The organism is Paenibacillus sp. GCM10027629 (assembly GCF_042676425.1).
Classification (GTDB): Bacteria; Bacillota; Bacilli; order Paenibacillales; family Paenibacillaceae; genus Paenibacillus_K; species Paenibacillus_K terrigena.
Map to the genome: position 1 here is coordinate 35,605 of NZ_JBHTGZ010000014.1, position 20,811 is coordinate 56,415.

15 protein-coding genes and 1 pseudogene are annotated in these 20,811 nt (G+C 42.9%); 2 read left to right on the top strand and 14 right to left on the bottom strand.

Going from position 1 to position 20,811, the window contains the following annotated elements; genetic code table 11:
• Window positions 1-23: 23 nt before the first annotated feature.
• From ACFQZR_RS25045 to ACFQZR_RS25075, 7 genes are all read right to left on the bottom strand, one after another.
• On the bottom strand, window positions 24-896 hold the full coding sequence (locus tag ACFQZR_RS25045) for a sugar phosphate isomerase/epimerase family protein (protein WP_379351067.1): 873 nt from the start codon (window positions 894-896) through the stop codon (window positions 24-26).
• An 86-nt stretch (window positions 897-982) separates the two neighbouring features.
• Window positions 983-2,572 carry an extracellular solute-binding protein gene (locus ACFQZR_RS25050; protein ID WP_379351175.1) on the bottom strand — a complete coding sequence of 530 codons (1,590 nt, stop codon included), beginning with the start codon at window positions 2,570-2,572 and terminating at the stop codon, window positions 983-985.
• 38 nt (window positions 2,573-2,610) lie between these two features.
• Window positions 2,611-3,513 carry a carbohydrate ABC transporter permease gene (locus tag ACFQZR_RS25055; RefSeq protein ID WP_379351069.1) on the bottom strand — a complete coding sequence of 301 codons (903 nt, stop codon included), beginning with the start codon at window positions 3,511-3,513 and terminating at the stop codon, window positions 2,611-2,613.
• Window positions 3,507-4,430, bottom strand: a complete 924-nt coding sequence (locus ACFQZR_RS25060; RefSeq protein WP_379351071.1) for an ABC transporter permease — start codon at window positions 4,428-4,430, stop codon at window positions 3,507-3,509. Before ACFQZR_RS25060 ends, ACFQZR_RS25055 begins: the two co-directional genes overlap by 7 nt.
• Window positions 4,431-4,677: 247 nt before the next feature.
• Entirely contained in the window at window positions 4,678-7,044 is a 2,367-nt protein-coding gene (locus tag ACFQZR_RS25065) for a helix-turn-helix domain-containing protein (protein ID WP_379351073.1), read from the bottom strand.
• Between the two features lie 170 nt (window positions 7,045-7,214).
• Entirely contained in the window at window positions 7,215-9,995 is a 2,781-nt protein-coding gene (locus tag ACFQZR_RS25070) for a glycoside hydrolase family 3 C-terminal domain-containing protein (protein ID WP_379351075.1), read from the bottom strand.
• A gap of 376 nt (window positions 9,996-10,371) precedes the next feature.
• A complete protein-coding gene (locus tag ACFQZR_RS25075) occupies window positions 10,372-11,421 on the bottom strand; it encodes a hypothetical protein (RefSeq protein WP_379351077.1) in 1,050 nt (349 codons plus the stop codon).
• A 189-nt stretch (window positions 11,422-11,610) separates the two neighbouring features.
• On the opposite strand from ACFQZR_RS25075, the gene ACFQZR_RS25080 reads away from it, so the two are divergent.
• Window positions 11,611-12,240: an HD domain-containing protein gene (locus ACFQZR_RS25080; RefSeq protein ID WP_379351079.1), complete on the top strand. Its 630-nt coding sequence runs from the start codon at window positions 11,611-11,613 to the stop codon at window positions 12,238-12,240.
• A gap of 320 nt (window positions 12,241-12,560) precedes the next feature.
• Here ACFQZR_RS25080 and ACFQZR_RS25085 read toward each other — a convergent pair whose 3' ends face one another.
• The 6 genes and pseudogenes from ACFQZR_RS25085 to ACFQZR_RS25110 all read right to left on the bottom strand — a co-directional run bounded on the left by ACFQZR_RS25085 (window position 12,561) and on the right by ACFQZR_RS25110 (window position 19,528).
• Complete coding sequence (locus ACFQZR_RS25085) at window positions 12,561-13,808, bottom strand: prolyl oligopeptidase family serine peptidase (RefSeq protein ID WP_379351081.1); 1,248 nt, start codon at window positions 13,806-13,808, stop codon at window positions 12,561-12,563.
• 201 nt (window positions 13,809-14,009) lie between these two features.
• Window positions 14,010-15,332 carry a HAMP domain-containing sensor histidine kinase gene (locus tag ACFQZR_RS25090; RefSeq protein ID WP_379351083.1) on the bottom strand — a complete coding sequence of 441 codons (1,323 nt, stop codon included), beginning with the start codon at window positions 15,330-15,332 and terminating at the stop codon, window positions 14,010-14,012.
• Window positions 15,325-16,020 (bottom strand): response regulator transcription factor, encoded by a 696-nt coding sequence (locus ACFQZR_RS25095; protein WP_379351085.1) that lies wholly within the window; start codon window positions 16,018-16,020, stop codon window positions 15,325-15,327. The genes ACFQZR_RS25090 and ACFQZR_RS25095 overlap by 8 nt, the downstream gene beginning before the upstream one ends.
• 147 nt (window positions 16,021-16,167) lie before the next feature.
• On the bottom strand, window positions 16,168-16,788 hold the full coding sequence (locus ACFQZR_RS25100; RefSeq protein WP_379351087.1) for a TVP38/TMEM64 family protein: 621 nt from the start codon (window positions 16,786-16,788) through the stop codon (window positions 16,168-16,170).
• A 413-nt stretch (window positions 16,789-17,201) separates the two neighbouring features.
• On the bottom strand, window positions 17,202-17,990 hold the full coding sequence (locus ACFQZR_RS25105; protein WP_379351089.1) for a sensor domain-containing protein: 789 nt from the start codon (window positions 17,988-17,990) through the stop codon (window positions 17,202-17,204).
• Between the two features lie 636 nt (window positions 17,991-18,626).
• Window positions 18,627-19,528, bottom strand: a pseudogene (locus tag ACFQZR_RS25110) (helix-turn-helix domain-containing protein).
• A gap of 197 nt (window positions 19,529-19,725) precedes the next feature.
• Between ACFQZR_RS25110 and ACFQZR_RS25115 the strand changes: the two are divergent.
• Window positions 19,726-20,370 carry an SGNH/GDSL hydrolase family protein gene (locus ACFQZR_RS25115; protein ID WP_379351091.1) on the top strand — a complete coding sequence of 215 codons (645 nt, stop codon included), beginning with the start codon at window positions 19,726-19,728 and terminating at the stop codon, window positions 20,368-20,370.
• 288 nt (window positions 20,371-20,658) lie between these two features.
• On the opposite strand, the gene ACFQZR_RS25120 is transcribed toward ACFQZR_RS25115, so the two are convergent.
• A complete protein-coding gene (locus tag ACFQZR_RS25120) occupies window positions 20,659-20,793 on the bottom strand; it encodes a hypothetical protein (RefSeq protein ID WP_379351093.1) in 135 nt (44 codons plus the stop codon).
• Window positions 20,794-20,811: the final 18 nt, after the last annotated feature.

Sequence of the window (20,811 nt, forward strand, 5' to 3'; positions counted from 1 at the left end):
TCATATCATTCAATTCACACCCGTTACCCTTTTTCTTTTTCCAGTGAGACGACATAGTTCCCCAGCTCCAGGGCATATTTTAGGCCGGCATCTCGTATCCCGTCAGGAAGTTTGTTGACTCCATTATGCGCTTCATAAGTAAAGTCGCCACTATATTGAATTTCTTTGAGCGCTCCCACCAGCTCGACCCAATCAATTGTGCCCTGATAAGGAAGAAGATGCTGGTCACTTACGCCGTCGTTGTCCTGTATGTGAGTTGCTTTCAATCGGTCACCCAACATCTTGATAGCTGATACCTGATTGACCTTCTGAACATGGGCATGACCGGTATCCCAGCAAGCGCCGATAAGCCGATGATCGAGAGCGTCGACGAGCTGGGCGAGTTCTTCGGCAACCGTGAAGAAGCGGTTATAACCTTGAACAGAGCACCCGTTTTCGAGAGCGATGCCGATTCCCGTTTCTTCAAGCACAGGAATCAAACGGCGGTAAAAATTCAAATTGTAGTCCAATATCTCCTCGTATGTTTCTTTGCCGTCGATAGCGATATCGGTTGGGTGAAAGACAACCCATGGAATACCCAGAATAGCTGCCGATCGCAGGGATCTCTCCGCAAGGCCGACAAACGAATCGAGCGTCAACCCTGTCACGAGGTTCGTAAATGTCCCACCATGAACAGGCCCGTGCATCTGGGTGAATCGAACTCCCAATTGATCCGCGTAAGCGCGCATTTCCTTCGCCCACGCTTCCTCCTCGCTCCAGCAGATTTGCAGCATCTCATTTTGTAAATCCCAGTAATTCATATCCAGCACTTGAAAGCCTGCCGCAGCACATCTTCGAATAGCTTCAAGCCTTGATATGGAAGAACCAAAGACGTTTAATGATGTAGATACTTTCATCGGATAAAAGCCCCTTCCCAATTTCGCTTGCTCGAATGAGATAACGATCCCCCTCCTGAAAGAAGGGGGCTGTCATCGGAATCCTCTTACTTCTTATACCGTTCATATGCAGCTTTATAAATTTCCATATATTCATCCAGACCCATCTTTTGCAACGTTGCTGTATAGTTGTCCCATTGCGTAAATGGAACGTTCCCTGTAATGAATTTGGCCTGCATTTCTGTCACATACGTTTCGATATCGGCTTTTAACGCCGACATTTTGTCCGTTTCCTCTTGCGTGTAAACGAAAGGAGCCCAGACCTCCTCAGGGAATTGAGACTCTACGATCTTAACGGCTTCGATGGAGGAAGGCATCCCTTCCGATCCTTTAAAAAATTGCTGCTTCAGAATGCCGGGATAACCGCCGCCAGGCCAGGTCAAATATTGCGCGACGGCTTGGTCCTGCGTCAAACCTTTCGGATTGTTTTTAATCTCATCCACGAATTCATATTGATCATCCGCCGTTTTTTTATAAGTAACGTTTTCAAAGCCCATGAAGAACATTTTTGCGCCCTCGTCGCTGTACAAATAATCGACCCATCTCATCGTAGCTTCGGGATATTTATTGTTACTGGTAATGACAAATTGTCCGGACGATCCAACTGTCGCTCCCACATTCGCATATAATTGATCCCCGTGCGGCCCCGTCAAAGTCAAACCGCCGATATATCCTTTTTGCTTAAACATGGCTTCCGGATTATAACCCGGGTGCACTACATACTTTCCTTCAATACCATTGGCAATGGCTTGATCGGTGTTTGCCGAGAACGTATCCTTGTACAGGAGTCCTTCGCTATAAAGCTTTTGAATATATTGCAGCATCTCCTTATACTCCGGGGCGACTGGAATAAATCGCAATTCTCCCGTTTTCGGATCCACGTCAACGTTCGGATGAGACGCCCCTCTGTTGCCGAGCCCCCATGAACCTTTAATATGACTGATTAAGGTATCAATACCACTGCCGCCGATCGGGACGGCGTTAGGATCCTTTTCTTTCACTTGCTTGAGGAAGTTATATAGCTCTTCCGTTGTTTTGGGCATGGATACGCCTAGCTTATCAAGCCACTCCTGTTTGTACCACATGAAGGTACCTGAACGCATGGCCGTAAAAGACGGATCGGTTATTGTCGGAATCGCGTAAATATTCCCGTCAGGCATGGTCATAGCTTTTTTGATCTCAGGATTCTGATCCAGAATACGTTTGATATTAGGCGCATGATTCTCAATCAAGTCGTTGAGTTTGACGAAAACACCCTGCTGCCCGTATTTCTGCAGGTCTGAGCTAGTAAAGCGGCTTCCATAAAACACATCCGGATAATCCCCGCTGGCCAGAATAATATTTTTCTTCTCCACCAATTGCTCCCTGATGACATCATTCCATTCCACGTTAATATTCGTCATTTTCTCATATTCGTTCCAGAGCATGATGTCGTTCAAGTTTTGCGATGCGAATCGTTTTGGGGCAAAAAACTTGACCGTGATCGGCTCTTTAACGATCGGCATTCCGGATGCCGTCAAATTCGTATCAGCTTCTTTTTTTTCCGTCGTTTCCGTTTCAGGCGCCTTGGAACCGCATCCGCCCAGAATCGATGTGATCATAATCATTCCGATAAATAAGGTGATCCATTTTTTCATTTTCACGTACAAACCCTCCTCGTAATGGTTACAGCCTTCTACCCTTTAACTGCGCCAATCATGATTCCCTTGGTAAAGTATTTCTGTAAAAATGGATACAGCATTAGAACCGGCAGGTTCGCAACGATAATGACGGCATATTTGATCGTCTGTGCGTATAAAATCTGATCTGTCAACGCATCCGAGCTTTCCGACATTTGCTCCATTTGATTCTGGACCAAAATTTCCCTCAAAATTAACTGGAGTGGGAAACGGTCCTGGTCGGTTAAATAAATGAGAGCGTTGAAATATGAATTCCAATGTGCCACACTGTAGAACAACGTCATCACAGCAAGGATCGGCATCGATAACGGTAATATGACCTTCAAAAGCATATGGAAATCAGAGCTTCCATCCATTGCCGCCGCCTCATGAATCTCAGACGGGATGCTCTGCTGGAAAAAAGTACGCATGATAATGATGTTCCATACCGAGACTGCGCTCGGAATGACCAGCGCCCATACGGTGTTTAACATACCGAGATTTTTTACCAGCATATAGCTTGGAATGAGCCCGCCGCTAAAGAACATGGTAAATACGAACATGGCCATAATAACATTTTTTCCTGCCAAGTTTTTTCGTGACAAAGGGAAAGCCGCAAGAATCGTCATGACAAGATTAATCGACGTACCGAGGGTCGTATATAAAATCGTATTAAGGTATCCGTTCAGTATCTCTTTGTTCTGAAATATCTTCTGGTATCCGATGAAAGTGATATCCTTCGGCAAGAGCCACATGTTCCCGCTGTTTACCTCCTGCGGATTACTGATCGATGCGCTTATAACAAATAGAAGAGGGTATATGATCATAAGAAGAATGATGGCGAGCAACATATAGTTCACCCATTCAAACACACGGTCCCCTGTTGTCTGTCGCGTTACTGCTTCCGCCCTCTTTACCATAAACTGCTCCCTCCGGCTCTTCTGGCTATAAAGTTGACCGTTACCAGCAGAATAAAATTGATCACCGAATTAAATAAATCTACAGCCGTCGCGAAACTGTATTGGGCATCCAACATTCCACTTCGGTACACGAAAGTGGAGATGACATCTGAACTCTCCATATTTAGACTGTTTTGCATTAAAAAAACCTTCTCGAATCCAACGCCCAATATGGAACCCGCCTTTAAGATAAGCAGGATTATGATCGTCGGCATGATACCAGGAATATTGATGTGCCAAATTCGTTGCAATCTGGAAGCCCCATCGACTCTGGCCGCTTCGTGCAGCTGCGGATCGATTCCACTCAAGGCGGCCAAATAAATGATCGAGCTCCACCCCATTTGCTGCCAAACACCCGACATGACGAAGATGGTCTTGAACCATTCCGGTTCTGTTAAGAAACTTATCGGCTCGCCGCCAAATAGCTTAATGACTAAATTGACGATCCCGGTTTCAGGAGCCAAAAATATCGAGATCATGCCGACCAGAACGACGGTTGATAAGAAATGAGGCATATACGTGACCGTTTGTATAAACCGCTTATATGACGTATGCCGCACTTCATTGATCATAAGCGCCAGGATGATGGGGATCGGGAACCCGACTGCAAGTTCATACAAGCCGATGCTTAACGTGTTCTTTAACAGCCGCCAGAAATAATAACTGTCAAAAAAACGTTCGAAGTGCTTGAATCCAACCCAAGGGCTGCCGGATATTCCTTTTGTCGCGATAAAATCTTTGAACCCAAGTTGGACACCGTACATCGGCAAGTAATGGAAAACGATAAAATAAATGATGACCGGCGCTAGCATTACATATAAACGCCAATTTTTAAGCACCGCTTTCCGGACTCTATGCCGGATTAAATTTGAAGTCATGCTTGCAGGCAATGCTTTCATCGATACGACAACACCTTCCTCCTGTTTCTCTGCGATTGGGAACGTTCCTGTGTCTACAGTAATCGTAGAGTCGAATTTCTGCCATCGGCAGTTATTTCGTCCATCTGCTTATTTTTACAATGCGTTGATAGGGCGAGAAAACCGCTTTATTAATAGGGGTTTTCCTTCATTGTCGGCCTATAAAAATGAAAAATAGGACCAGATGTCTCCAGCCCTACTAAGCTTTTTAAATATTTATTTCAGCTTCCAACTCCGACGGGTTTCCTTTGATTATCTTTCTATATTCCATCGGTGTAATTCCTTCGATCTTTTTAAACTTTCTGATGAAATTGGTTGAATCGACATAGCCTACTTCAAGCATGATTTCCTTTAACGTCCACTCCGTGCTGCCGATTAATTTTTTGGATTCATCCATTCTTAGTTGATCGATATAACGCATGATGGAACAATCCGTATGATCTTTAAAAAATCTGGTAGCATATGATCCGGAAATACCGAACGTATCGGCTATTCTGTTCAGATCAATCGTACTGTCCCGGAAGTTATCATTAATATAAACTTTGATGCGTTCAAGCAGCACAAAATTTTTGCTCTCTTTCTTGTGCACAATGTGATCGCACACATTGCAGCAGAAATCGTTAATAAAGCTTTCCAGCTCTTCAATGGTCTCAAAACGCGGAATATACATATTTTCTAACAGTTGCTCAATCCCTTGATCGGTTTCGATATTCAATTCCATCATAGCCTTCATCATCGTATTCACAATGTTAAAACAAAAAAACTCCACTGCCTCTAACGACATTTGCTTGGTTACGATATGCTCCATTGTATCCCGAATGATATTCTGAACTGCTCCGCCATTCCCCTGCTTGATCGCCTTCAACAGCTGCAATTCCAGTTCAACGGGATACCATTTCTCGGATTTCCCGGAGCTTCGCAACTCGTTGTAGCAAATGACCTTGTCTCTTCCCCGAATAAATCGATAACGCGTCGCTTGTTTGGCCTGTAAAAAAGATTGGTGAATCATCGAAAAATTGTCGTAAATATCTCCAATTCCGACGGTCAGTGTCAGATGGAAATCTTGTTTAAAGAATTGTTTGACTTTGTCGGCTACATTTTTAATATGCTCAAGTTTAGCGCTCTCTTCGTTCATATTTAGCAAAATCACGATTCCCCGATCATCCGTCAATTCAGCTCCGAACCCGTTGCCTAGCTCTGAGGACAACTCTTCTGTAACCTTGATTAAGCTATATTTTAATAATTCTTGCATGGATTTGGGGTATTCCTGAATGAATTGATTGTAGTTATCGATCAAAAATAACAAAACGACATAATGCGATTTATCTAAATGCAGGCTTGAGATGGCAGCCATCGTATCCGGCTGTTCGTTTTCTTTCGCGCTGCCCTTGACCAACCTAAGCAGAGATTGTTCTTTTACAATACTTGCCTGGCTTTGCAGCTTATGCGTTAAGCCTTCGCATTCTTTACTGATCTCAGATACATAATCGGATATCAAATCGATTTCATTTGATTTTTTCGATAACGCTGTGAATGGGGTACGCTGACCGTGACTTATAGCTGCAATCAATTTTTTCAACGGCCTGTAGTTTCTTTCCGAAAAGGATACGGCCATCAATAATCCCAGCATAAATACAGCGGCGATTGTCCAATTAAACAATTCGCGGCTTTGATCAACTTTATTCATCACTTGCTCACTCGGCATAACGGTAATGTAGGACCATCCGTTGAAATCCGATTTAACATGAATTACGGTATATCTATGATTATTAATCTTCACTTCGCTTACGGGAGCCGTCATCGTTTGCGTTTCTACCCATTGTTGGACATGTGCTTCATTTTGCTCGCTTTCACTATTCGAATGACGTGCTATGATATCTCGGCCGTTTAATATAAACACGGATCCGCGATTTCTTCCTAGTACATTTTGAATTAATTGGTTAATTGTCCGTTCCTCGATTAAGAAAACAACGGCGCCATACGGTTTGGCCGAATTGTTCGAAATCGGATATATATAAGTAGACATATTCGCGGACTTTCCGCTAATGTCCACCCGCTCCAACGGCCTCATCACTGGCGAATCCATGGAGGGCAATGCAGTTACAAAATGCTCTAAACTCCAATGCTCGTAGTTATAAATATAGTTAAAAAAAATATTTGAATCGTAAGTTCCGCTCGATGAGTACATGGAAGTACAGGATGGGCAAGTATAATATAGAACGATGTCATTGACAAACAGATTGGTTGATTTATATTTTTTCAGCTCTGCCACGGTTCTATAGGATGAGTACGCATCCTCTGAAACCTTATATGGCGTTAACAAAGAATTGGAGGCGATTTGCATAGCCATCCGGTTCATTTCGCCGATTCTGGTATCCATATCATCTTTTATTTTGCTCATCGTTGAAACGGTGGAAGATTCGATTTCATGACTTAACGTCGTCACAAACGATTTATACACCACACCGCCAACAAACACCAGTAAGATTACAACAAGTAATATATAGGAGAATAAATAATGATAAAACCGATTCGTCCATCTACGGTTACCGAAAAACCCGAATAGTTTCCTCACAGCCAACTCCCCCTATTGTCCTTTTGAATCAAGCGGCTTTCTCCCGAGAGGGATGATCTATGTTCATTATAAAGAGTTTGTCTACATTTTTAATTAAAATTTTTGTAAATCACTTATAAAATGCCAAAAAAACCCGACCTCAAGAGGTCGGGTTTTCTGCCATTTTCCAATTACACTTGCTTAAACTCGATCCAATCAATCTGCATGCCTGGTTTGACAAAATCAAACTTCAATTCATATACGCCTGCTTCCAGTTCGATTTTCATCAGCTTCAACTGGATCCAACTGCCTTCTGTACCGTTGGTTTGAATCGTCGTCACCGTCTGATCGTTCAAGGTTACGTTACATGCGCTCTGAGCCAACTCGTTATCCGGTGACATAACATGAGCAAAGATCCGATATACCCCAGCCTGTTCAACCTTCATCAAGGTGGACCCTGTCGCAGAAACTGTAACCTGTGCATTGTGGGATAATGCTTGCACTTGTTCCGACGAAAGCGTTGGATTCGCTTTGAAAGTTAGGATTGTTTCTTCAATCACTTGCTCTCTGGAGAACACCGGTGCTTGCATCAAGAACTCACAAATATTCGTAGCACAGCGCTGCAGCTCACCGCGGGTTAAGGAGCCGTTAGCCAAGGATTCAATCGTATTGTCTCCCCAAATATTCGTCTCCGCCCCGTAGTTACCCACAACCATGTATAGATCGTTTTGTGCACGGACCATCATATTCGTAAGTTTCCGATCCGCAGGCCCTCCATGAACAACATCATTCATGATCGCCCACCAATCCGTCATCACGATGCCTTTGAATCCCCATTCTCCACGCAGAATTGTGGTGTTCAAATCATAATTCGACGCAGCCCAATGCCCGTTAATAGGATTGTAGGAGGTCATGATCGAATTTGCGCCGCCCTGTTTGACCGCGATTTCAAATCCTCTCAGATAAATCTCCCGGAGGGCGCGTTCAGATACGACCGCATTTACCTTGCTGCGGTGCTTCTCCTGGTTATTGCAGGCGAAATGCTTCAACGTGCCATTCGAGCCGCCTTTCATAATACCGCGTGTGCACGCTGCAGCGAACATCCCGGAAATGAGCGGATCTTCCGAGAAATATTCAAAATTACGCCCATTCAGCGGACTGCGCCGAATATTTAATCCCGGTCCAAGCAAGGCGTCGATGTTATTGCTTAATAATTCTTGGCCTTCCATGACGTAAAGCTCTTCGACCAATTCGGTGTTCCATGTTGCGGCAAGTAAGGTTCCAATGGCTACTTGCGTTGCCTTCTGACCGCTATCCATCCGAATCCCAGACGGACCGTCCGCCGTACAGGCAACCGGAATGCCGTAACTCAATAATGGATCACTTACACCCCCGAAGGCTGAAGCTGTACCCGGTGTGACGAGCGGACTGCTCATGCCTTCTCCTCTAACGATGGCAGCAAGATCCTCATCGCTAAGCTGGGCAATGAAAGCTTCCATGCTCACTTTCTGGTCATAAACGTCTCTTAACGTATATCCTTGGTTTCCCGTCTGCTCCAGCGTCTTAGGAAGATTCTGCTCGATCCGTTCCGCCATCGAAACCTTGCGTGTCGACACCTCTGCATAGGTAAGTTCATAGGTACCATCTTCATTCCGAGTGCCCGGTTTCATTCGCGTAAAGCTTTCCGTTGGCGCCATCGCCTCTTGAAGCTGTTCTACCACTTGAAGGGTCTCCACGATGTATCCTTTTTGTCCTTCAACGTCGATTTCAACGACATTCTTGACACTATTCCCCACGTACAGGTGATACGTTCCGGCTTCCAACACATAGGCGGAAGGATGCCCTGTCACTCCGACGTCATCATAAGAAGCCATCGCATGAATAGGGAAACTCACGTTAAGACGCTGCGATTCGCCCGGCTGAAGCTCCTTCGTCTTTACGAATGCTGCCAAGACTCTTGCCGGTTGGCCCAGCTTCCCTTGCGGCGCTTCATAATACACTTGAACGACCTCTTTACCTGCAAATTCGGCTCCCGTATTTTGTACAGTTACGCCGATTTCAATGTATTGTTTCCCCTCTTTAACTGTCAGCTTAGCTTCCTCAGGTGTTATGCTAAATACGGTGTAAGATAAGCCATAACCAAACTCAAACTGGACCTTTTTGGGTAGAAACGTTTCGAAAAAACGGTAACCGACGTAGATATCTTCTTCATACACGCTTCTTAGCTCATGGCCGTAGTTGCGAGTTGAAGGATAATCGTCGATCGAAAATGCAATCGTATCCGTTAATTTACCGCTCGGTGTCACGTCTCCAGCCAGCACGTCTGCAATAGCATTGCCGCCTTCCATGCCGCCATGCCACGCGTAGATCACGCATGAAATCGGGTGCACGTAGCTGGCATCGTTCATCCAGCTCATATCAATAATATTCGATACGTTGAGTACAACAGCCGTTTGTTCAAAATGTGTGGTCACCCGCTGCAGCATTGCTTTTTCTTCTGCCGTCAACTGGTAACTTCCCGGCGCATCAGCGTTATCCTGATCTTCTCCTGCTGTACGTCCGATTACAATGATCGCCTTGTCGGATTTGTTTCTGGCTTCCTTCACCAGTTCATCGGTTAAAGGCATTTCCTTCTGGTGCCACGGCTCAGCCGCCCAACCGCCTCCGCCATTATCGAATGGATTCTGCTCAATCCATGTCTCATATACCGCTGCTAGATCTTCATTGACGGTGATGTTCTCTTTACTCCGAATACCGTCTAACAGATTGGTTGTATGGGTAACATGGACACTGCCGCCCGAACCTGTACCGCTGCGATAATAGTTCACTTGGGTTCTACCAAAAATCGAAACGTTTCTCCTAACGGGAAAAAAATTCCCATCATTCTTTAGCAACACAGCACCTTCTGCGGCTACTTTTCTGCTAAATTCAGCAAATCCTTCTAATGGAACTCCAAATTTTTGGTTTTTCAATACATTCCCTCCACAATATTAATTAATTTATAACACTTATAGATTACTTCCATTCGTCTTAGTATCATAGTAACAAATCTATAGACAAATATGGAAGGTAAATCTCGCTGTAATTCAATGATTTTACGGAAGTATTCTTGTAAAAATAAAAACCCAACCTTATGGTAGGGTTCCTATCATTCCGTTCACTTCATTTTTTGTAATATATAATCGATACGATTCGATTAGAGATTGAGTACAAATGAAAAATATTCGATTTTGAATATGATGATTAGGCAGCCTTGTATGTACAGTCTTCGCTGCCAAGCACACAAAGGGCTGTCTTCTGTCATCTTCGATGACTGGACAGCCCTCTTCGTGTAGCCCGTTCGTCAGACTATTTTTTCAGAATCGCAAAACCTTTTTTCACGTTCAAATCTTTGAACATTTGATCAAACTTCTTGCCGTCAGCTGATTGAGGGTCAAACGGGTTAGATTGAGACGTTGTTAACACATATACCATACCGTTTGCCTCAGCAAGGGTACCTCCGATTTGGCTCTTGTCATCATCCGAAAGCTTGTTCCAATCGTTCTGTGCGAAGACAGAGATGGTAATTAGCGATTGGGAATCCTTTTTATCCTTCGTTGTGTAGTCAAAGTAAACGACATGCTTGGCCGAAGGGAACATGCTGTCGGACTTTTCAGCGCGTACCTTATAGTTACCATTCCAAGAGGAAGGTATTTCTACACTGAAGTTTGCTTCAGAATTTTTGTAAACCGTGCTTTTCACCTGATCCTGAGACGAATTCGGTTCTTTCTTAGGCTGCTCTATTTTGACGTTAAACAGCTCCCATTTGCTCTGGTTCCACTTCCAATCGGAGGTCACGTAAGCGATTGTATCCGAAACGGTAGTTCCAACTCTCTCAACCCCTTGCAATGTGTAGGCGCCTTTTTTGTTCAGAACGATTGGCTTCAGCTGAATGAAGGCATTTCCCTGCACGCCGATCTTACCTTTAGCAAGTCCCGGCTGCGGAAGTTCTACAGGCTTGTTGTTCTTCAAAGTGTAAATATGGCTTGTCTTATAACCGCCGCTTCCACCATCATCTGCAGTAACCATGATATCTGCTACTTTATCACTGGTAAGATCCGGAACTAGGAGCTGTGGGGAATACCCGCCATCATGGAGCGAAATAGAGGTCATTTTCTTTGACTTTCCATCTTGAATGACAAGCATTAATTCGTCATTATATATATCGCTTGCCTTCTCCTTCTGGCCATAAAGTGTGATGATGTCCGCTTTTTTGTCACCAGTCACGTCGACTTGTTTTTGCACCAGCTTGTGCATGTTGGCTGGCAGCTTAAAGCTATTATTGCTTGCGGCCATAGCGGTTCCGCTGAGTACGAGCGATGCAACCATAGTACTTGTAAGGATTTTTTTGAAGTTCATGTTGATTCCTGCTTTCTTTTTTAGGATGATGAGATGTTCTCTTCTTGATACAGTACTGACGTTACAGCGGGTTCAAAAAGTTTGACTTGTAAAAATTCCCTGCTCAACTTAATCATCCATTAACAAATGGAAGATATACTATTCATAAAGCAACACCCACTTCATTCATCAAAGAAAGGAACTCACCATATGGGGATTCATACGTATTTCCAATCACTAACGGATTTAGAGCGAATTATTCGATGCCCGGGTAAGTTCAAGTTTCAGGCGCATAGCGTATCCGAGCATTCTTGGAAGGTTGTTCAATATGCCAAAACCTTGGCAGATATTGAAGAAAGCAACGGCGCCACTGTCGATTGGAAGAAGCTATATGAAATCACGAGCAGTCATGATTACGGGGAAATTTTCATTGGCGATATCAAGACTCCCGTGAAGCACCATTCCCTGGAGCTTCGAGCGATGCTGCAGCAAGTCGAAGAAGGCATGGTCGCACATTTCATTGAAGAGCATATTCCGGATGAATTCAAACCCATCTTCCGCAAACAGCTGCGCGAAGGCAAAGACGATTCCTTGGAAGGGCTCATCCTAGAGGTCGCCGATAAAATGGATCAGGTCTATGAAGCTTTTGCAGAGCTCCAGCGAGGAAATACTGAGAAAGAATTTATCGTGATGTACCGTACTGCGCTAATCAAAATCAAAGGAATCAAGCTTCATTGCGTCGATTATTTCCTGCAGCATATTCTACCCGATTTGGTTCGTGAAGGAACACGGTCTCCGATTGATATCGAAGGCATTACGAATGAGGCGTTATCCTCTTAGCTGACCTCCAGCCCCTCTTTCGCTCCCTCGTTTTATGGCCTACCGAAGAGAATTCAATGCAAATAAGCCAGCCTCATAAGGCTGGCTTATTCATATATCCGCATCATGCAATCCAAATGCTGCTCCTACAACTTATTCAATGATTAACAGCCCCGATGATGACAATCGGTACGAAGTTTAATGCGATTTGGTTCATAAGCTGCAGTCTATAAAAGAAATAGTCAACCCTATAAGCACTCCCTCAATATATCACGATGAGGAAGATTACGGACATTTGAACACAAAAAAGTCCCAAGAAGGGACTTTTTGTTAAGGTTCAACTATTTCGACTGGCTAAATAACCAATCGATCATTTCTTGATCTTGTAATGCTGGAACCCAAGAGAAGTGCCCCATCGGAAGAACCGTTCCTTCAGCATATTCTGTGTACTTCACATTCTTTCCGCCTAATTCTTTGATTGCTTTCTCAGCATCTCTACTATATTTAACGTCAACTAATGGATCATCCTCGGCATGGTAAATCCAAATTGGCATATCTTTGATATCCTTAAATGCTCCAGGATCCTTTAAAGGCTCATATTCCCTACCAATTTCCATCCCTCTAAGATCGCCTACCCCGCAGATTGGAACCGCGGCTGCGAATAAATCCGGATTTTTCTCAATGATGTTCCAAGTACCGATACCACCGTTAGACATTCCAACAACATAAATACGATTTTTATCGATATCATACTTTTCAATCGTTTCATGTAACAGGTCTAAAACAGTTGTGTAATTGGGCTCTTCTACCCAATACATATTTAATTCCTCTTCAGCTTTTGCTTGTGGAGCTAATACATAGGCAGGGTTTTTCTCTTGTTGTTTCGGGTCTGCCCATACAACTGCACCTTGATTTCCAGTTAAGTGCATTTCATTGTCGCTGCCTCTTTCACCGGACCCGTGCAAGAACAAGACTAATGGATATTTTTTACCCTCTTCTTTTTTAGGTTCAAAGAATCGATAGTCGATCGTGCTTCCTGATTTATCTGTATACGTTATTTTTTTAAAATCATCTACAATTGGCGTTACTACCTTTGAGTTTTTAACCTTATCGGTTTTCTCATAAGTTGTGCCACCTTTAGTTTTGATGTCAGCGGTTTGCGTTACGGTATAACTGATTTCTTTTGGAACATCCAAAAACTTGTCATCATCGAATCCGAATGTACTTGCAAGTTTATCTTCTGGATCCAGTTCAATAACGACATATTGCCCTTCTTTGGATGTTTCGGATACAGCCGCCTCATCATTGGTATAAACCTTCGTTATTTTTCGATCCCCTGTTTGATCGCCAACCGTTGCTGCTACCTTAAAGTCTTCAGGTTTAAGTTGAGAAGCATCCACCTTATCTCCAAAATCAGCAACCAATGCATAACCAACTTCTCCATAAGGAAGAACTTTCGTGATCAGTGTTATATCTGAAGTATCTAGCGCTGCTTTTTTATTCTCTGCTTGGCACCCTGAAATAATGAGGCCAAATACGGATATCGCAATTAGAGCTGAAATCTTTATCTTTTTATTTTTCTTAAACATATGAAAACCTCCCTTTATCTGTTGAATTCAATTTACTAGCAAACACTGCAAAGGCTTTCAAAACACCTTGCTAATCTCATCTACTATGTCCCCCTATTATTATTTTCTCTACATTATTAACTCTATTACATTCTGACAAAATCCACTATCAACCAAAAAGTTAGGGGGTAAACTTTTAGTTACACCACCAAAAAAGTCGCTTTAATTAACGATTGGGAACTTAAGCTGCAACGAAAAACGTGTATCACTCTCATGTACAATCAATTCACCTGATTGCTGTTCCATTAATTTCCTTATATTTTCCAACCCTATTTTTGTGCTAGCAATTTTTTCACGTTGCTCATAGATCTGATTATCAAACTGAATCATGTAGTAGTGTTCATCGGCCTCTATGGATATTCGTATATTTTCTGATCGATCCGCATATTTCATCAAGTTAGAAAATATATTGTCGAAAATCCGTAATAAGGAACTTATGCATACCTTAATCTTAAAGTCCGTCTCAGATACCGAAATCGTAAAGGCAAACCCTTGCTCTTCCATAAGGAGTGTTTTTTCAGAAATAAGCTGCATGAACAGTTCGAGCCCCTTAAATTCCTTTAACTCCATTTCCGGTTCATCCATATCACTTTTAAATGCCAAAAAGTATTCAAATAATCGGTCTGACATTTGCTTCATCTGCTCACAGGTGGCTAGACATTTTTCCACATACCGATCGTGTTCCTCTTGGGTTGACCAATGTTTTTCCTTCAGGATTTCTAAATAACCCGTCTGTGTTGTTAGTGGTGTACGAAGATCATGAGACAGAGCGGTGATCAACTCCTTGTTGGCAAGACGCGCCTTCTCCTCTGTTTCAATTTGATTGATAAACGTTACCCGCATATCATTCAGACTGCTTGCCAAGGACGTCAGTTCATCATTCCCTTGGAGTGTGATGGCATACTTTAGATTCCCGCCCTCTAGTATTTTGATTTCTTTCTCCAGTAGGGTAATATAATTTAGCTTTTTTCGTATTAACAGCGTAAGAATAACAATGAACAACAGAACAGACATGACGACCTCTGTATAGAACAAATTCACATATGTCCGGTAATCAAAAAAACCCATCAAATAGGCAGTCGCTTCTGTATCGGAAAAGGTGATCGTGTACTTTTTAAACCACGGCATATCTCCATCAAAGCCATATTTTTCATGCTCCGGCATGTTGTACTGAGAAGAATTAAATACAATTCGATTATCAACAGATATTCCTACAAAAACGACCTTTTGTTCCTTAACCCATTTCAGAATTTCTTCGGTAGCTGTAACCGATAGCTTATTTTCCGTAATATAATCTTGCAGCTCGGAAGCTGCCTGGTTGGTTCTTTTATCCAAGTAATCTGATGTTTCAAAATAATGATCAAGAATAGAGGTTGTGGCATATTGGATGACACCAAAAAATGCAGCAGCAAGCACCAATGCAACCGTCGCTGCCAAGATGAGTTCCAAATGCAGTTTTCCAATCCAGGTTCTTTTTTTATCCAATACGATACCCCTTTCCCCATACGGTAACGATACGCTTAGGGTTTTGCGGGTCGTCTTCCAGCTTGAGGCGCAGCTTGCGGATATGTACCATCACCGTTCCGTTCGAAGTGTAGAAATAAGGCTCGTTCCATACGGATTCGTATAACATTTGTGTTGAAAAAATCTTTCTGGGGTAACTTGCCATCAGCCTTAGGATCTGATACTCGATTTCGGTCAGATTTATGTCTTCTCCATGAAGAAAAACCTCGTTAAAGTCCTTGTTGATTTTCATGTTATCCATACTTATATAAGGATCGCTTTCGACTGTATCTTTTCCCTTATATACATGATACCTGCGAAGCAATGCCTTTACCCTTGCTGTCAATTCAAAATGGGAAAAGGGTTTCGCTAGGTAATCATCTCCACCCATCAGAAGTCCCATCGATTTATCAGAGTCCTGTGTTTTGGCGGTCAGAAAAAGAATAGGAACATTATAGTCTTCTCTGATCTTCTCACAGGTTTTTAATCCCGATATCCCCGGCATCATAATGTCCAAAATAACGAGGTCAATCGATTGATCCAGCAGTTCCAAAGCTTCTGTTCCATTCACTGCCTCGATGACATGGTATCCTTCACTTTTTAATAAAACTCTGAGTATTTCACGGATTTCCGGGTGATCGTCAACGATTAAAATGTTTTTTTGATCCATGGTAATTACCTTTCTCTCTTGCAAATAATTTTCTTTCCTTAAACGAATCAATCTGAATGCCAAAGCACTACTCCGAGCTCGTCCTTGTTCTAGTGCTGGCAATTTTTCTACCAATCATATCACAAACTCTGGAAAGGATAAGGCAGATCACCGTGCGTAGTTAAATATCCAATCATATGCTCCTCCTCCATTCAAAGAGAAAGCGCCGAACAATATGCTATACAGTAAAATACACCAAGGCTTCGCAGTAATGATAATCCATGTGAATTTTTTTTTACTCATCTTGGTCAAACCCGAAAAATAGCAAAAAAAGTCATCCGGTGCAAAAGGCAACAAGATCATGAGCCATAGCACAAGTGAATAACTTTTTTTGTTGCTGATCCAACCTGCGTACTTCTCATATTTTTCTTCTTTAATGATACTCTTTACAAGTTTAACGCCGTATTTTCGAGCAAGCCAAAAAGCGGCAATAGATCCCGCACTAATTCCAATAAAATTACAAATGAATCCTCCGACAGGTCCATACACTACCCCTCCAACAGCGCATCCTAACATCCCTGGAAGGATGGGAATGACCACTTGAAATGCTTGAAAGAGTGTCAGCATAATGGGACCCCACCAACCCATCTGCCCGATGTATCTTTCAAATGCTATAACAGAACTAAAAGCTCCATCCCAATATCCTTTCAAAATAAGCAGAGCAGGAACTAAAAGTAAAATAACGGTTGCAATCAGGAATCCTTTTTTTATATTGCTACTTGCCTCCAAGCTCCATTTCCTCCTTTGTTTCTGTAGATTACAGAAATCAATACTACAGGAAGAAGCTTAATAGATTGACTATATAATTCTTAAAGTTTCTTAACCTTGAAGCATGGGGATGTAAATCTTGATTCCGATCATCTCATGTCTACAATCAGTATAATTTCACGCCATAAAATGCAAAAAGAACACCTCTGAGGTGTCCCTTTCATGTTGGTGGTGGCGAATTCCATAGCCCGTTCTATTCAAGTTGAATTGTCTGGACAGCCTCAAAGAAATTTGTTCTAATAATTTCTTCTTTCAGAGACTGTGCTTGATTTATGCTGAAGCCAGCTCCAGATATAAACGTTTTATAAATATCTGCCAAGGAGTAGTCCGGAGACGTTAAAACTCCCTTTACTAGATGTTTTGACTGAGAGCTTTTAAAGCTCTCTATAGGCTGGCATCATCCCTTGAGTAGGCTGATCCTCCTGGTACTCATAATATTGCGGCTGAACCGTCGGATGTATTTGTGTTTCCACTGGTACTGACGACTGCTGATATGGCTCATCCACATACATGATTCTTCGCTGAATTTGCATGAGCCCATTCACGACGCGAAGCGCGACCCAAAAAAGTACAAGGCCAACTCCTACGTACAACAGATATTGCTGATTATAGGTCCAATCTATATGAAAATAACTAAACAAGCTATTCTCTAAAATATCAAGCTGCATTTCATTCATCAAAATGATATGCACGACTGGAAGAGTAATAAATCCTAGTCCTAGTGAAATCACCGTTACCATAATAACAAAGAATACAATGCCTGTTACAAATCTTAGTAATACGAGCAGCAGGTTTCGAATGAATAGCCCCCCGTCAAAACCTCTCATCATTCGCATCAACCAGTTCTGCCCAGCTTCAGACTGTCGATTGTAGGTAAACGAAACAGGAGGAGTAGGTAAACCTAAAATTTGTCTAATCATGGTTTGTTCAAAATTCACAATCCCATTCAACAGCTTAGCTACTCCAAAAAACAGCGGTATTCCGATAAATATTGGAGTTAAACTGATTGATAGTGCAAGTCCCGTTATCGCTACTGTAAAATAGATAATCCCTAATGGGAGGGATAACAATAAATAGAGGATCGTTGCATAGGTTTTTGGATTAAAAAGCACCCAACGCACCTTACCTGCCCGCGCCATTGCTGTCGCTTCTATTGCCTTCATATTCAAACACTCCTTTGGCTTCATAAGTCACGCTCTGAGTTATAAATCCATTATATCCGCCTTATTCGCCTGACATAACCGTCTTAGGGGGTATCTGAAGCTAGACCTTAGGCTAGGACTGGTCCTGATGATTTTGTGTACAGCTTAGACCCACTTACGTAGAAAGCTATACAAATCCTCTTGGTGCAACAGATAAGATAGATTACAAGTGGTCCAAAAATGAAGTAGAGTCTGACAGCAACAAGGGATGGACAACGTCTACAGGCAATGAATCAATTGCTGCGCCTACAATGTCAGGAATTTGGTATTCGCATATACGTATTCAAGATGGGAACGAAAATAAAAAAATCACATAGTCCATTCCATAATTCCAATATCTTTATTACTTAACACAAAGAATAGAGCTTCTTTTCTAACACAAAAAAACACCCTCTTGAGTGTCTTTTTGTGTGCTCGATATGGCCACTCAACAATAAGTATATAGTCTCCAGTATACGTGAGAGTACGGGTGTAGTCACGGTTTTGATGTTCCGCCGACAAATGAGTTTTTCGACTGTAAGGAGGAATATGCCAAAAATAAAAAGACAGCCACCCTCGAGGGAATGGCCGTATTAAACTCTTTAAACTTTTGAAACGCTATATTTTCTTCACAGGACGCAGCACGGCATAACCATACCCCTCCGGGAAATGTCTTTGGTAATCATACTTTGTTCCTTCATCCCAGACAAATCCCATCTCAGTTGGATCAAAATTCCATGCCTTTTGCTCAACAATGCTCATGACCTCTCCATTAGCTCTTAAGTAATCAAAGGGTGGATAGAAAAACACCAAGCAATCGGACTCCGGAATGTCACGACATTCCATCCCTTCCGGAATCTCTCCGTCATATTCGGCGGCCACTGGTATTCCATAGAGATATCCCTTCTGCCCATCCTGATAGAACCAGCCTGCAGTCTGTCCCAACTGTCCGGGAAGACAGAGATGGGACATGCTATCCAGCGTTCCGCTTATCTCATCGCAATTATGTCCGTTGTTCCAGAATTCCCCGTAATTCTGGGAAGAAATATCCCATATCCCGATAAACTTGTGTGCAGGTATACGCTCAGTTTTGATTTCTACTTCTTGCAAATTAACCTCAACCATCTTGCCCCTCTCCTTCACATTGAAATGATAAGGAGAGAACACTTCAACACGAATAGCCAACGGAATAGGCCGCGGTGCTCTTCGATATACAGCCGGAGTAACATGAAAAGCTTTCACGAATGCCCGGGTAAAAGCCTCTTGTGAGGAAAATCCATACTTAACAGCAATATCAAGAATACGGGCATCCGTATCCCTCAGGTCAAGGGCTGCACAACTAATTCGCCTCATCCATATATAATCTCTCAATGTCAATCCTGTTAAGAATGAAACTTCTTAGTGCAGTAATAAGGTGAATACCCCAGTTGCTCGGACATTTTCAACAATGTAGGAGTCGAGGTGAGGTTATTATCGATCCAACTGATCATGAGCTGAACCATTTCGTTCCACTCGTACATGAAGCTTCCCTCCTTTCGACTCCATCATACCAAGCAGGATAAGGACATATTTGACTTGAGTTGCAGGTATTCCAAACGCTCATATTGATGGATTCGTTGTTAATGTCCACACAACTTGTACATGATTACACTATTATATCTATATGATGCACGACACAAACAAGCACAAATTTGAACATTAGGTTGGTGATATGCCTATGATCTATACGGCTCTTGGGGATTCTATTACATTTGGGAAAGATGCCTCCTCCAAGGTAAATGCTTATCCCCAATTGATAGTATCTGCATTAAACACACGCTCACGTAAGGTTACCGGGTATGTTCTAGCTCGGTCTGGTTGGACCAGCAAAAATTTATTAGATGCAGTGTTATGGCGAGGCGCCTCCATGATTCATCAATCGGATGTGGTTTCTATATGGATCGGAGGAGTAGATTTAGCGAATGCCGCGATTTCTTCCCTTAGAAGCCAATCCCCCATACCTGCCAAACAACTTGCAACCAAATATAGTCGAAATTTAAGCTCACTTCTCACTCTGATCAAAAAAAGGAGCCGTGCCCGAATCATTTGCTGTACGCAGTACAATCCATTTCCGAACAGCTCTCTTGCAGGCGAGTCGATCAGCCAATTTAATCGTATCATACAAGACACAGCTCGTCGTTATGATGCCACAGTAGCCCCTGCTCATATGTGGTTTGAAGGTAGACAGGCCAATCTTATCTATGGATATCGCAGCGGAAAAATTGAGGATGCGTTAAGCGGATCTCCGCCTATTCACCCCAATGATCGGGGGCATCGCCTGATTGCAACGGGATTGAGCCCGTATCTTATCGCCGGAAAGTAATCACTATCCGCCGCGCGGACAGAACCCCTGACAGGGGCGATCCCCTGTCTCGTCTACACCAACGCAAAAAGGACACCTCTGAGGTGTCCCTTTTCATGTCGGTGGAGGCGAACCGTGGCTATGCAATACCACAATTCGCCGCCGAGGGTTCCATGTCCACACTTTTCAATCGTTTGATAACTATCTGAAAACGGAGCCATGAAGGTGATCATTTCCTCTGTAATAGCCCATCGGATGCATATTCCAGATGACTTTTTCTCAAAACGTTATTTATAATTAAATTTGGAATTAGCCCAGTGCTTTGACAAATGCTGTACCGAAATCTTTGGCACTGTCAGGACCATCGCCTGTAATAATATCATCATAGGCTACAACTTGTTGTTCAACATACTCTACATTCGCGAGCCGATTGAATATCGGCACGCGCTGGCTGCAGAAACA

What these genes read in the sequence shown, in the direction of transcription:
- ACFQZR_RS25050 (WP_379351175.1), bottom strand. Translation starts at nt 2,572, where the DNA reads ATGAAAAAATGGATCACCTTATTTATCGGAATGATTATGATCACATCG.
- ACFQZR_RS25085 (WP_379351081.1), bottom strand. Translation starts at nt 13,808, where the DNA reads ATGTTTAAGAAAAATAAAAAGATAAAGATTTCAGCTCTAATTGCGATA.
- ACFQZR_RS25060 (WP_379351071.1), bottom strand. Translation starts at nt 4,430, where the DNA reads ATGACTTCAAATTTAATCCGGCATAGAGTCCGGAAAGCGGTGCTTAAA.
- ACFQZR_RS25115 (WP_379351091.1), top strand. Translation starts at nt 19,726, where the DNA reads ATGATCTATACGGCTCTTGGGGATTCTATTACATTTGGGAAAGATGCC.
- ACFQZR_RS25045 (WP_379351067.1), bottom strand. Translation starts at nt 896, where the DNA reads ATGAAAGTATCTACATCATTAAACGTCTTTGGTTCTTCCATATCAAGG.
- ACFQZR_RS25105 (WP_379351089.1), bottom strand. Translation starts at nt 17,990, where the DNA reads ATGAAGGCAATAGAAGCGACAGCAATGGCGCGGGCAGGTAAGGTGCGT.
- ACFQZR_RS25080 (WP_379351079.1), top strand. Translation starts at nt 11,611, where the DNA reads ATGGGGATTCATACGTATTTCCAATCACTAACGGATTTAGAGCGAATT.
- ACFQZR_RS25055 (WP_379351069.1), bottom strand. Translation starts at nt 3,513, where the DNA reads ATGGTAAAGAGGGCGGAAGCAGTAACGCGACAGACAACAGGGGACCGT.
- ACFQZR_RS25095 (WP_379351085.1), bottom strand. Translation starts at nt 16,020, where the DNA reads ATGGATCAAAAAAACATTTTAATCGTTGACGATCACCCGGAAATCCGT.
- ACFQZR_RS25075 (WP_379351077.1), bottom strand. Translation starts at nt 11,421, where the DNA reads ATGAACTTCAAAAAAATCCTTACAAGTACTATGGTTGCATCGCTCGTA.